General features: G+C 37.2%; 10 protein-coding genes. 3 read left to right on the top strand and 7 right to left on the bottom strand.

Features of this window, described 5'->3' with window-relative positions; genetic code table 11:
• Positions 1–188: 188 nt before the first annotated feature.
• Positions 189–2,225 (top strand): methionine--tRNA ligase, encoded by a 2,037-nt coding sequence (gene metG / locus FW780_RS17130; RefSeq protein WP_149834882.1) that lies wholly within the window; start codon positions 189–191, stop codon positions 2,223–2,225.
• Between the two features lie 245 nt (positions 2,226–2,470).
• Here the strand turns inward: metG and FW780_RS17125 are convergent, their stop codons facing one another.
• The 5 genes from FW780_RS17125 to FW780_RS17105 form a co-directional block, all read right to left on the bottom strand.
• The gene (locus FW780_RS17125) at positions 2,471–3,175 is read right to left on the bottom strand and encodes a class I SAM-dependent methyltransferase (RefSeq protein WP_149834881.1); all 705 of its coding nucleotides are present in this window, start codon (positions 3,173–3,175) and stop codon (positions 2,471–2,473) included.
• A gap of 190 nt (positions 3,176–3,365) precedes the next feature.
• Positions 3,366–4,958: an MFS transporter gene (locus tag FW780_RS17120; RefSeq protein WP_149834880.1), complete on the bottom strand. Its 1,593-nt coding sequence runs from the start codon at positions 4,956–4,958 to the stop codon at positions 3,366–3,368.
• A gap of 102 nt (positions 4,959–5,060) precedes the next feature.
• The gene (locus FW780_RS17115) at positions 5,061–6,179 is read right to left on the bottom strand and encodes an HlyD family secretion protein (protein ID WP_149834879.1); all 1,119 of its coding nucleotides are present in this window, start codon (positions 6,177–6,179) and stop codon (positions 5,061–5,063) included.
• A 24-nt stretch (positions 6,180–6,203) separates the two neighbouring features.
• Entirely contained in the window at positions 6,204–7,514 is a 1,311-nt protein-coding gene (locus tag FW780_RS17110) for a TolC family protein (protein WP_149834878.1), read from the bottom strand.
• 89 nt (positions 7,515–7,603) lie between these two features.
• Positions 7,604–8,449 carry a helix-turn-helix domain-containing protein gene (locus FW780_RS17105; protein WP_149834877.1) on the bottom strand — a complete coding sequence of 282 codons (846 nt, stop codon included), beginning with the start codon at positions 8,447–8,449 and terminating at the stop codon, positions 7,604–7,606.
• 74 nt (positions 8,450–8,523) lie between these two features.
• On the opposite strand from FW780_RS17105, the gene FW780_RS17100 reads away from it, so the two are divergent.
• Positions 8,524–8,997 carry an Mpo1 family 2-hydroxy fatty acid dioxygenase gene (locus tag FW780_RS17100; RefSeq protein WP_149834876.1) on the top strand — a complete coding sequence of 158 codons (474 nt, stop codon included), beginning with the start codon at positions 8,524–8,526 and terminating at the stop codon, positions 8,995–8,997.
• Here FW780_RS17100 and FW780_RS17095 read toward each other — a convergent pair.
• On the bottom strand, positions 8,994–10,061 hold the full coding sequence (locus FW780_RS17095; RefSeq protein ID WP_149834875.1) for a DUF2891 domain-containing protein: 1,068 nt from the start codon (positions 10,059–10,061) through the stop codon (positions 8,994–8,996). The two genes, FW780_RS17100 and FW780_RS17095, sit on opposite strands and share 4 nt — an antisense overlap.
• A 170-nt stretch (positions 10,062–10,231) precedes the next feature.
• Between FW780_RS17095 and FW780_RS17090 the strand changes: the two genes are divergently transcribed.
• Positions 10,232–11,113, top strand: a complete 882-nt coding sequence (locus FW780_RS17090) for a DUF4349 domain-containing protein (RefSeq protein ID WP_149834874.1) — start codon at positions 10,232–10,234, stop codon at positions 11,111–11,113.
• A gap of 189 nt (positions 11,114–11,302) precedes the next feature.
• On the opposite strand, the gene FW780_RS17085 is transcribed toward FW780_RS17090, so the two are convergent.
• Complete coding sequence (locus FW780_RS17085; protein WP_149834873.1) at positions 11,303–13,105, bottom strand: lytic polysaccharide monooxygenase; 1,803 nt, start codon at positions 13,103–13,105, stop codon at positions 11,303–11,305.
• Between the last annotated feature and the right edge of the window lie 146 nt (positions 13,106–13,251).

Raw genomic sequence — 13,251 nt, 5'->3', positions numbered from 1 at the left:
TAGATTTCAATAATTTGCACCGTCTTATGCATTGCATAACATTTATATTAAATTGATATTTAGTTAAACAACCGTTTAACTTAAATTCATATTCAACCTTTAAAAAAAGCATTCTTCGGCATAATAATACCTTCAATAGCGGTATTCAACAGATATTCCTTATCTTTGTAGTCAAAACTTTACTATAAATGTCAAACAGAAAGATGATTACGGCAGCTTTGCCTTATGCAAACGGGCCGGTTCATATAGGACATTTGGCAGGTGTTTATATTCCTGCGGATGTTTACGCAAGATTTCAGAGAAGATTAGGAAAAGATGTAGCGTTTATCTGTGGTTCGGATGAACACGGAATTCCTATTACCATAAGAGCTAAAAAAGAAGGAGTTACTCCTCAGGATATTGTTGACAAATATCACGGGATCATTAAAAAATCTTTTGCTGATCTGGGAATTTCATTTGATGAATATTCAAGAACAACGTCTAAAAACCATTATGAAACCAGTCAGGATTTCTTTAAGGTTTTATACGAAAAAGGAAAATTCACAGAAGAAGTTTCTGAGCAGTATTTTGATGAGCAGGCAGGAGAATTCCTTGCTGACCGTTACATTGTAGGAACATGTCCTAATTGTGGTAACGAAAATGCTTACGGTGACCAATGTGAGAAATGTGGCTCTACCCTTTCTCCTTCTGAGCTGATCAACCCGAAATCAATGCTTAGCGGAAATGTTCCTATTCTTAAAGAAACTAAAAACTGGTATCTGCCATTAAACGAATATGAAGACTTCTTAAATGAGTGGATCATTGAAGGCCATAAAGATGATTGGAAGCCTAATGTATACGGACAGGTGAAATCATGGCTGAATGACGGCCTTAAGCCTCGTGCCATGACCAGAGACCTGAACTGGGGTGTTCCGGTTCCGCTTCCGAATGCAGAAGGAAAAGTATTATATGTATGGTTTGATGCTCCAATCGGTTATATTTCTTTCACCAAAGAATGGGCTGAGAAGAACGGAAAAGACTGGAAAGATTACTGGCAAAGTGAAAGCAGTGACTTGGTACACTTTATCGGAAAGGATAATATTGTATTCCACTGTATTATTTTCCCTGCGATGATGAAGGCTCACGGAGATTATATTATGCCTAAAAATGTTCCTGCTTTTGAATTCCTGAACCTGGAGAACGATAAGATCTCCACTTCAAGAAACTGGGCGGTATGGGCTCATGAATATGTAGAAGACTTCCCGGGACAACAGGATGTATTAAGATATGCTCTTCTATCATCTGCTCCGGAAACAAAAGATAATAACTTTACATGGAAGGATTTCCAGACTAAGAATAATTCTGAATTGGTAGGTATCTTCGGAAACTTCATCAACAGAGTTGCCGTTCTTATTCATAAGTATTATGATGGTGTTGTTCCACAAGGAGATGCCAACAGTCCTGAACTACAAGAAATAAATAAGTCAGCAAAAGAAATCTCAGGGTTCCTTGAAAATTACGAATTCAGAAATTCATTAACTGCATTGATGAACCTAGCTCGTTTTGGAAATCAATACCTTCAGACAGAAGAACCTTGGAAAACCATTAAGGACAATCCAGAAAAAGCTGCACAATCTTTATTTGTTGGGGCACAAATAGCCGTTGCTTTAGCTCAATTATGTGAACCTTTCATGCCTTTCAGCTCTGAAAAGCTGTTGAACATGTTCAACGTTGAAAAGAAAGACTGGAATACGATTGAAAATCATGCCGTTTTAATTGAAACAGGGCATAAAATCAACGAATCATCTCTTCTTTTCTCAAAAATCGAAGACGATGTCATTGAAGCTCAAATCCAAAAGCTGGAAAACACTAAACAAAACAATAAAAAAACAAACCCTAACGCAAACCCTATGAAAGAAGAGATCACGTTTGATGACTTTACTAAAATAGACCTTAGAACAGCAACCATTACAGAAGCTGAAAAAGTAGAAAAAGCAGATAAATTATTAAAACTTACTGTAGATACAGGAGTAGATGTAAGGACTGTTGTTTCCGGGATTGCAGAGAGCTTCACTCCTGAGGAAGTAATCGGTAAGCAGGTAATGATCCTGTTGAACCTTGCTCCAAGAAAAATCAGAGGAATTGAATCTCAGGGAATGTTATTATTAACAACAAAACCAGACGGAAAACTATCTTTCGTAACACCGGACGACAGTAATGTTGAAAACGGTATTGAGATCGGATAATTAAAATCCTTATAAAGATCACAGGCTGTTTCATTAGAGACAGCCTTTCTTTTATATATAGCTTATGGATTAATAAAAATGTTTTAAGAAAGTTTTCCAATCAGGAATTAGAGGGATATTTAAAAGAAGGCGACCGCTTTGTTCCGGAGGCTGTATAAAAAACAAAAATTGCCATCCTGTTCACAGAATGACAATGTATTATTTGTTGAGATTGCTTCGCTTTCAGCTCGCAATGACATTGTAAATTACTTCTTAATGAGCTTTGCCAGGTAAGAATCTTCGTCCTTCAATACTCTTTCTATTTTAAAGCCGTTATTTTCAGCAGCATTTTTCAAGGTATTAAAGTCAAGATACAGCCAGGTAATTGGTTCTTCAGATTCACCTTTATAATGAACTACATAATCCAGTTCTCCATAATATCCTCCTGCAGGAATATATATTCCACCATCCTTATCACGGTCAAACATATAAAGGATATCTGTACTGTCGATCAGTATCTGTCCTTTATCATCTAACAAGGTGTAGAGTTTCTGAAGATAAGTATCAATTTTCGCAAGACTTTCAAAAACACCGGTACCGTTCATTAGTAATAAAATGGTATCAAAAGTCTCACCTGAAAAGTCAAGCATATTTTTGCAAACTGCTTTTTTAATTCCTCTCAGCTGACAGACTTCAATAGATTTTGGTGAAATATCCAATGCTGTTACATCAAGATTTCTTTCATTCTGAAGATATAAAGCATGAGAACCTGCCCCAGCTCCGATGTCCAGAACTTTTCCTTCAGATAATTCCAGTGCTTTCTGCTCAATATCATTCATGTCTTCAAAATCTCTGAATAAATATTCTACCGGAAGTTCATCCAGCTCAGAAATTGATGTTTCAGTCTGCAGATCCTCCGGATTTTCATTGTGGTAATAATCCCAGATCGCTCTGCCCATTAAATCTTTCATGAGGCAAAGATAAGGCTTCGGGGGGCAAAGTTCAAAGTTTTGAACTTAATGTTACTGATTGCTCATTTTTTTGACATGACTGCCTGTTCATGGTTGAGCCACTTTCGCTATCGTCTGAATACCTCTAAAAAGCGTAGAATCCCGGTCTTTACAGATCCGGGATTCTACTGGTGAAAAACAAGGTTATCTTTTATACTGCAGGCCCTGCAGCATCTTTTATTTCTTCTAATAATTTTTTTCTTTCACGAAGTCTTCTTCTTGCAATGACAGATTTACCGCCAAGAACTCTAATAAATCTTAAATACTGGAAACGTTCTCTTCCAAAATGATGAGTAAGAACATACACCAAGACACCAAGACCAGCCAAAATAATATATCCAAACAATTTTTTACCTGCTATGATAATAGCATTCAGCTGAATTGCTTTCATATTGGAGGCTACATTCTGAGGAGTAATCGTCATCCCGTCCATATAGACCGCAAGATCTCCTATGGCAATTACCTGGAAATGGTACTGAAACCATGAAAAAACTGCTGAAAAAAGACCTACTGCAAGGAAAGTTCTCCAAACAAGGACAAGCCCTATTGCAGCCAGCATATCATCCATTTCAAGTTTATCCAAAGTATAAAACCATACCGAGATAAATAATGCACACATTCCGTAGCCTTTCAGAAACATTGGCAGATACCAGTTTTCATAATTGAATTCCAATACCATAGAAAAGTACATGATAATCGCATATCCCATCATCGCTGCAAATCCTGAAAAAATGAACATTCTCAACGGTTTCTCTTTTTTAAACCAAAATACGGCAATCCCTCCTGCCAGAATGATCCCGGGAATCATCAGCATACTCAGTCTCGCATTGGTCACCGAATCATATCCCAGAACTCCTACCGCAAATGTATTCTGAATAGATGCAGTTCCTAAAAACATTCCCAGCCAGATTAACATAAACAGACCATGTTGTACATTATTCTTTGCAAATATTTTAAATGAAAGGTAAGGTCTCTTCAACGTCAGCTGGCGAATGGTAAGCAATGCAAAACTTGTGAAAGCAGCAATGCTCGCATTGACGATATTCTGGGAATTCAGCCAGTCCTGCTGCTTCCCGAAAGAAAGTACATAGGCAGAAAACATGAAGGTGGAGATAAAAAGCAGAATACTCAGCCAGTCAATATAATGTAATGGTACTTTCAGGGCAAAATATTTATTATGCATAAAAATCCAATGAATAAGTGCCAATATCAAACATAAAACCGATGTCAGAATATAAAACTGCTGCCAGTTGTAAGAAACAGCCACTTCAGCAGCATAATAAGTCGCGACCTGATTCATCACCAGTACAAATGTGTAGAACAGGCCATAAAACATTCCTCGGTTTCCGATCATCATCATCAGCGGAAGAAACAGCTCTATCGTGATCATCATTTTCATAAACCCGATCAACAAGGAAGTAAATACAAAAACCATGGGTTGCAGAGTCGTTGCATTCACAAAGTTTAGAAATGCGAGAATAACGAGTAAGGCCACCATTTTATCTCTTACTTTGAATCTCATTTTCATTCTGAGAACAATGGGCATACAGGCGCCCATTCCTATTGTTGTAGCATAGTTAGCCCACATGAAGTATTCTGTCATGGCACCGGTACCTCCTGTCAGATAGCTGATATTCCCTGTATAAACCCCACCAATAGGCATTACCACAGCAAGCAGCAATACAATCAGCAGGAGCTGTACGGGTTTTGGTACCCAATCGCTATATAATCCTTTGTTGTACATGATTTTTTAGGTAGTAGATTTCAGATATCAGATGGCAGACCTTCAACATAACCTTAGCTTTTCCACAAACATAATGTCTGGAATCTGATATCTTCGATCTTTTTAGTCTTTATTAATATTCACATTCATGTTCATTCCTGCGCTCAGTTTATCCAAATCTTCTTTTGTGTTGGACGCTGTAAACTCTATTCTTACGGGAATTCTTTGCTGTACTTTAATGAAATTTCCGGTAGAATTATCTGTCGGCACACTTGAATATCTTGATCCGGTAGCCGCTGAAACAGCTGTCACTACTCCTTCAAATTTTTTACCGCCTAAAGCATCAGCTGTCATAGATATTTTCTCACCAATTTTAATATTTGGCATCTGACTTTCTAAAAAGTTGGCTGTAACCCATTTCTGACCATTCAGCACAATGGTTGCCACCTGCTGTCCCGGCTGAATCAATTGACCTTCAGAAAGGGTTCTTCTTCCCATTATTCCATCATAAGGTGCGGTAATAACTGTATATGAAAGATTGATCTTAGCCATTTCCAATGCAGATTTCGTTCTTTTGATTTCAGCATCATTGATTCCCAGTTTGCTTTTCACTTCGGTAGTAGAAAGGTTTGCTGATTGTTTTTGGTTTACTAAAGTTTCATAAGCAGCCTTTTGCGCATCATATTCAGTCTTTACCTGATCGTATTGTTGTCTTGTAACTGCTTCAGCTGCTAAAAGATTTCTGTATCTGTTTAAGTTCTGTTCTGCATTCCATAATCTGGCTTTTGCTCCTGCAATATTAGACTGCATGACGTTGATATTGTTGGAAACTGTGTTCACGGAAGAACTTGTTGCTGTTCTTTGTGCCATCGCATTCTGGTAAGCGGCTTCAGCCTGTCCCAGCTGAGTAAGAATTTCACGGTCATCCAAAATAACCAGTGTATCTCCTTTTTTTACATGCTGATGTTCAATGAATTTAATTTCTTTGATATAAGCTGAAACCCTTGTGTTAATAGGATTGATAAATTCCTCTACCTGAGCCGCTTCTGTATAGGTTTTACTTCCAATATGGAAATAATTGCGTACTAACCAGAATAATCCAAAGCCAATGACCAGAAATACAATAATATTGGAAATAATAGCTCTGATTTTATTGGTCTTATTTTTCTTTTTCTTATTTTCTACAGCAGATGCTGTTTGAGTTGATGTAGTATCTTGAGTAGTTTGTCCCTTGTTTTCCATTGTGTTGATTTTCAGTTTTAAAAATTAAAGTGTTCCTGTAGATTTCAAAAGATTGTAATACTGATACAAAACATTGATTTCAGCATTAGCATAATCTAGCTCCGACTGCAGTTTCTGGTTCTGAGCATCTATCATTTCTGCCTGTACTGCCAGTTGATTCAGATATTTGGCTTCCGTAATCTTGTAGTTTTCTTCTGCCAGTCTTTTAGAATCATTCAGAATATCCGCCTGCTGAATTGCCTCCTGATATTTTGTATAGGCAGCATTCACTCCCATATCTACATTCTGCTGTACCAGAGTCATTGCGTCATTCGCCTGGTTCTTTTGCAGTTCACCTAATTTTACTTTTTCTTTTGTTTTATACAGTGTATCTATGTTATAACTCAAAGAAACTCCGGTCTGCCATCCTCCTGAATACATATCCAAAACAGGGTTTCTAGTCGTGATCGGTCTCTGCAGGGTATATCCCCCAAATCCAGCTAGTGTAGGTGCATTATCAGTTTTTATAATCTCAATATTTTTATCTGCAACAGCAATGTTTTTTTGAGCAGATTTAAGCAGCGGATTTTTCTCATGAGCAAGATCCGTATAGTAATCCATACTTATCCCCGATTCTTTATTTTCTAAGTTTTCTGTAGGAACAATTTCTGTATCCGAGGATAAACCTAAAGCAATATTTAAATTATAATTAAGAATTTTTTTGTTGTTAGAAAGAGTAAGAATCCCTTGATCAAGATTTTTGATGGCCAATTCTCCACGAATCACTTCGTTTCTGGTTACCATCCCCTGCTGATAGAACTTTTGGATATTTTTAAGACGTTCCTGAGCCAGTTTTTTGTTATTCTGAAATACCTCTTCCTGGTTCATCGTTTTATAGACATCCAGATAATTGGAAATCACTAAAAACTTCACATCCTGCTTATTTTTCTCTAAATCCAGTTCAGAAAGTTGCTCACGAAGTCCCGCCATTTCAACAGATTTATTCACCAGTCCTCCTTTGAAGATCAGCTGTGTAGCCTGTACAGCATATGAACTTCCGTAATGTGGCATCGGAACATTTGTAGAATTTGAAAAATCTTTGTCAATGGCTACTGCATCCCCTAAATAGAACTGGCTTGTAGAAGCTGTAATAGTGGGCAGTTTTTGAAGTTTAACAACATTCGTGTTTTGCTTTGCAATACCGATGTTCTGTGCAGACACTTTGAGCTGCTGATGGTTCTGAACAGCAAGTTCCGCCACCTCACCTGCAGTCATCTGCTTAATCTGTTGTGAAAAAAACAGCGCAGGAAAAGCTGCTATCAGTACAGATAGTGCTGTTTTTATTTTCTTTGTCATTTTACCTTGTTTTACAGATGCAAAGTTAGGACAACAACAAAATCAATCAAATGTTTGATTTTTGGAAAAAGATGTTCAAATGTAAGATTTTAATTCTCGAACAAATGCCTGTACTGTGTAGGACTTACCTCCAGATGCTTCTTAAAAAAGTGAGAAAATGAGTATTGATCACTGAATCCGAGAATAGAAGAAACCTCTGAAACCGGTTTATTGGAAGAGTTTAAGAGTACTTTTGCTTCATTAATAACTATTAAAGCGATGATCTGACTCGCTGATTTGCCCGTGATGGTCTTCACTACGGAAGATAGATGTCTGGTTGTAATCGACTGTCGTTCGGCATAAAACTCAACGGTTCTTTCTGTAAGGTGATGCTCCGAAAGGTCAGTAAGAAATACAAAAACAATCTCTTCCTGTCTGGACATCTGATTCATAGAACTGTTATCTTCCTTGGAAATAATCCCTGCCATCTGGTAGCAGAAAACAGAAAAAAGATGTTCTACCATTTCTTTCTTGTAAAGCATTTCTGTTTCAGAATCCAGGATATACTTCAGAAAATTAACGCTTTTCCAGACTACTTCCATTTCATCTTCAGGAAAAGGTACTCCCTTATTCATCTGCTGTCTGAAATAACGATAAGTAATCAAACGGTTAAATTTCAATGATAGAGCTGCAATAAATTCTCTTTTATAAGAAACCATTCGGGACTGAAAATCATCGGTTACAGAAACCACTTCATAAATGGTTTGCGGATCCGTTACCATAAACATATTGGCAGAAACTTCCAGATCACTGAAATGCTGCCGAAGTTTTATAGTCCCTGATTTAATAAAAATAAAAGCAGGATTATCAGGACGGAACGGCTTATCGACAGCTATTCTCTCGAAAATATTACGTTCCGTAAAAATATCAACTCCGAATTTTTCTAGGGCAGACATAAGACAAATGTAAGCAATCTTACCAGTGATTACAAAATTTTATTATTTTAGCATCAATCCAATTTCCTATCAGTATGAGAAAGGTTGATCTCTTATTTGCAGAATACAGTAAAAGCCATAGAAATGCTACTAACAAGTTCATTCACTGGATTTGTGTACCTTTAATCTTTTGGACAATTCTGGGGTTTGCATCCCTTATTCCTTCTCCCCATTTCTGCGCTTCCTATTTCGGATGTGTCAGTATCATTAGCCTTATTGTGATTGTTCTGATTACTTTATTCTATATAAGGCTTTCTCTTTTAATAGCTGTCATGATGGCTGTTATTATGCTGATTATGGAGCATTTCATTTATCTGACCAATATCAGTTTCGGTAAACAATCATGGATCGTTTACCTTTCTGTATTCGTTATTACCTGGATTTTTCAGTTGATAGGTCATAAAATAGAAGGTCAAAAGCCATCTTTTCTCAAAGATCTTCAGTTTCTTCTGATAGGACCAATCTGGTTGTTAGGTTTTATTCTTAAAAAAACAGGAATCAGATATTAATCTTCCAGAGCATATACTGCAAAACTTGCCAGCCAGTGATCTCCTCCGTAATTTCCCTGAAAAAGCAGTGGTAAACCATTGGCAAGAAATACATCTGCCGTTTTTTTGAAATCTTTTTTCAGTGGATGACCGGCAGGAAGCGCATTGGAAATTCCTTTCATACACCATGCTTTTGAAAAAGATAATCCCACAAGATGAACGGTCTGATAGTCACTAAGATCACTTACCACGGGAATTTTTTCAACATTTTCTAGACTTCTCTTTTCGTAGAAAGCACCCAGCCATTGTACAAATTCTTTTTGAGGAAGAACTCTACGCATCAGATCTGCAATTTCAAGACTTGGCGAAAAAAAATCTGACCCATCAGGTTCAAGGTAAGCAGGTGTTTTCTGTTCTTTTAAGAAGAAATATTTAGCCTTTTCCATCAGCTGGTTTTCAAACTCTTTATCTTTATTAGCTCTTGCCCAGTCTATAGCAAAAGCCATGGCAAATGCAGTATTGGGATGAACTCCGGTTCTGTTAGGGTAGGTTTGCTTTGGAAGATAGGTTTTCCAGGATTTCAGAATCTGATCGGTTAGCGGTTTCAGATTTTCGTGCCATATTTTAGCTTTCGGAAGATCCCAGTTGGTAAGCTCTTCGTCCAGTTTTAAGATCCATGCCCAGCCGTAAGTTCTCTCGAAAGTTCCTGTAAGCTGATATTTTGTAAAATAGTCTGCCTCTGTCTTCAGTTTATCTTTCTGAAAAGATTCATCTAAAATCTTTTCAATCTCTTTAGCATTAGACAGATTGGGTTTTGTTTTCAAAAGTCTTGCCAGCATCCAGTGTCCATGCACAGAGCTATGCCAGTCGAAGCAGCCATAAAAACTAGGGTGAAGATCTTTGGGTGTCAAAGGAACTTCGCCTGCATTATTAATGATATGCGCTGTTTTATTCGGGTATTCCTGATTGATACAGTGAAGGGGTTTATCAGACAATTTCATGGCCATTTCATCCGTAAGTTTCGGAGCTTCCTGGGCATACATCAGAAATGGATAAAACACAAATGCTAAAAGACTTTTTTTCATGATTTAAAAATAGAAATAATTTACTGTTTCAACAATTTTCCGGACTGGTTTTGAAATTACTATTTGATTTTCTATGCTCTTTTTAATCTTTCATTAAAAAAAATCCAATAAATCCGAAACAAGATCACTTTTAAGCACACTTTTTGATCATATCCATAAAAACAATACCCATGAAAAACATTATTCTCCTTTTATCAGGACTTATTCTTATTAACTGTAATAAATCAGGAGTTGCCAAACAGGAAGTAAAAGCGGATCTTATGGAAGTTATTACTGAAGATAAATCGTATGCTCCAGCCTCTCCACCCAATTCTATATCTGAAAAACTGGCTTCCGATGAAAACGGATCCAACAAAGAACCTTCTACCGCTAAGAAAACGGACACTATTTCCAGGAAAATCATCAAAAACGGTGATATGAAGATCCAGGTGGGTGATATTAAAAAAGCTCAGGGTCAGGTAAATGATATCTTAAAGAAAAACAATGCTTATATTCAGAAAGAAGATTTTCAAAATACAGATATGGATGATAATCTTAACCTCATTATCAGAGTTCCCCATAAAAATTTTGATGCTCTTATCAGTTCGTTTTCAGACGGAGTAGGCTCTGTTTTATCCAAAAATATTTCATCAAATGATGTCACGGAGGAATATACCGATGTATCTATAAAGCTGGCCAACAAAAAAATCTATCTCGAAAAGTATCGTGATATGCTTAAAAGTGCTGCTACGACTAAAGATATGCTAGAAATTCAGGAAAAGATCCGTGAGCTTGAAGATGAAATTGATGTGGCAGAAGGAAGACTACGTTTTATTGATGATCGTGTGAATTACAGTACTTTAAGTTTAAATTTATATAAAGAGAAAGTGAGAAGTTCGGCAACCTCAAAAATAGGTTTTGGAAGCCGTTTTGTAGATTCGGTAACGGAAGGCTGGAACAGTTTTGTCAGCTTTATGCTCGGAATAGTTTCTCTTTGGCCCTTCTTTTTAATTATTCCGTTTATTATTTTCTTTTGGAGGAAATGGAAATCCGGTAAAAAAAATAAAAATTAATATATAAAAACCCGGGCATCTTTGATGCCCGGGTTTTCACTGCATTATCAACATTTATACTGTTTCCAGTGTAATCTTTAAAAACAAGAATAATGCTATAGCCTTGTTAAGAGCCGTTAAATATTTTTATAATTTATAACAAAAAAGCCGCCTTATTATAAGACGGCACTATTAATTTTCTGTACTTTTCTACTTCCTGATGGTTTTAGTAATACTGCTCCCATCCTTATTAAGAATTTTCACAAAATAGATTCCGGATTGAAGTCTACTGATATTCATACTGTTTTTCTCAGGATTCATAAAAGTCATGATCTGAAGTCCGTGAGGAGTAATGACATCTACTCTGCTTATTGTATCAAAGTAGCTTTCCGGTGCAAAATTCATCAGATGTTCGGATACGATCACTGAAAGATCATTTTCCTTGTGAGTAAAACTAGATATTTTACAACTCTGCCTTTCATTGCAATCACTTACAACTTTCCAAACTGCATTACTTCCTGGTACCTCTCCCGGATTTGCATACCATTTGTTTTCCCAGATCTTGCATGCATGGAATACTTTTGTTCCTGCTGTTGGATAAGTTTTTGTTTGGCTATATTCCTGTGCGCCGCAGTAAGTAATCGGACCACTTGATTCACAACCAGGCCCTTCAGTACATGCACTTACTTCTTCCCATACCATATTGGTTCCCGGCATTTCTCCCGGATTTGCATACCATTTATTTTTCCATATTCTGCATGAGTAGAAAACTTTCACTCCGGCTGTAGGATATGCATTAACAGCATTATATTGTTCTGCTCCGCAATAGGATTGTCCATTGCCTGATGTAACTTTCTTGGTTCTGACTTTTAATTCATTGCTGGCATCAGAGAACTGATCGTTCATAGCAACAGATTTAACCGTATAACGATATTCTGTGTCCTGTGTTAAACCTGTTCGTAAAAAGCTTGTTTGAACAGTCTCTCCTACCTTGATTCCATTTTCAAAGACATGATAATTTTTAATTCCCTGCGAGTGGGTAGAAGCCATCCACATGAGTGAAACTGAGTTTTCAGTAATCGCCATTGAATGAAGGTTGGATGGTTCCGTAGGTTTTTCAAGTGTCCCCTCACTGTTTGTTTTTACATTGAGTGGCGTGCTTTTCCCTGAAGTAAGCCCTGAAGAACCTTTCGCCTGCACTTCATATGTATAAACTGTGTTAGCAGTTAAGCCCGTATCCTGAAAAGTAGGTGTACTTACCTGCTGAATATTTTGCCCATTACGAAAAATGTTATAGGATACTGCATCTGATTGCGGATTCCAGCTTATTTTAGCAGAAGAACTTGTTACTCCTACTTGCGTTAATCCTGTAGGAGTGGCAGGTGCAGAAACTCCTGTTCCGGAGGTTACATTAACGTCAATTACATTATAAAATGCATTAGTGGTATCTGCTACATCCCAAACGGCTAAAATAATATGATACCCTGTACGGTTAGAAGGAACAGTAATCTGATGAGAAACATTATCCTGCGGTGGTGTCCCGTTATGTGTAACTGTACCAATAAGCTCAAGATCCTGGCGGGAAAGAGGTTGATTAGGATTCCAGCCTTGCTTTGTCATGTAATAATGCCATTTTGCGGTTGCATGATACGCCGAGTATTTCCAGATAAAGGCATTCACACCCGTAGAAATATTTGTTTTCTTCCACCTGTCAGCAGTCTGGAGATCCAGTGTAGTGTCTCCCCCTATGCTTCCATTAGCGGAGGCAATCTTTCCGTCTGCGGGACCTGTTGCAGGAAACCCTTTTGGCGCTTCCAGAGAACCTGGTTCATTAATTACAGTACCATATTTTCCAAATGCCACAGAATAGCCAAGTGCAGCCTTATCCAGACTTCCCTGATATCCTCGTGATGCCGGGCTCATTACATATCCGTGTGCAGACAGATGAATTAAAGAAGGTACCAGCATAGCTAACATCAGCAATACCGGAAAAAAAATTTTACTTGTCTTCATATTTAAATATTTTGGTGTTGATTTTATCGGATCTATTTTCTATAAAGCTAATTTTTCAAACCGTTGCCTTCTAAATCATTAAAGAAACGCAAAAGGTATAGCTTAAATTCAGTAAAAAATTTAATTGTAAAATTTTCAATAAAAAT

Source organism: Chryseobacterium sediminis (assembly GCF_008386505.1).
Lineage (GTDB): Bacteria > Bacteroidota > Bacteroidia > Flavobacteriales > Weeksellaceae > Chryseobacterium > Chryseobacterium sediminis.
The sequence above is the reverse complement of the archived record's forward strand: the minus strand, read 5'-3'. Positions and strand labels throughout refer to the sequence as shown.

What these genes read in the sequence shown, in the direction of transcription:
- FW780_RS17085 (WP_149834873.1), bottom strand. Translation starts at nt 13,105, where the DNA reads ATGAAGACAAGTAAAATTTTTTTTCCGGTATTGCTGATGTTAGCTATG.
- FW780_RS17100 (WP_149834876.1), top strand. Translation starts at nt 8,524, where the DNA reads ATGAGAAAGGTTGATCTCTTATTTGCAGAATACAGTAAAAGCCATAGA.
- FW780_RS17115 (WP_149834879.1), bottom strand. Translation starts at nt 6,179, where the DNA reads ATGGAAAACAAGGGACAAACTACTCAAGATACTACATCAACTCAAACA.
- FW780_RS17125 (WP_149834881.1), bottom strand. Translation starts at nt 3,175, where the DNA reads ATGAAAGATTTAATGGGCAGAGCGATCTGGGATTATTACCACAATGAA.
- FW780_RS17090 (WP_149834874.1), top strand. Translation starts at nt 10,232, where the DNA reads ATGAAAAACATTATTCTCCTTTTATCAGGACTTATTCTTATTAACTGT.
- FW780_RS17105 (WP_149834877.1), bottom strand. Translation starts at nt 8,449, where the DNA reads ATGTCTGCCCTAGAAAAATTCGGAGTTGATATTTTTACGGAACGTAAT.
- FW780_RS17120 (WP_149834880.1), bottom strand. Translation starts at nt 4,958, where the DNA reads ATGTACAACAAAGGATTATATAGCGATTGGGTACCAAAACCCGTACAG.
- FW780_RS17110 (WP_149834878.1), bottom strand. Translation starts at nt 7,514, where the DNA reads ATGACAAAGAAAATAAAAACAGCACTATCTGTACTGATAGCAGCTTTT.
- metG (WP_149834882.1), top strand. Translation starts at nt 189, where the DNA reads ATGTCAAACAGAAAGATGATTACGGCAGCTTTGCCTTATGCAAACGGG.
- FW780_RS17095 (WP_149834875.1), bottom strand. Translation starts at nt 10,061, where the DNA reads ATGAAAAAAAGTCTTTTAGCATTTGTGTTTTATCCATTTCTGATGTAT.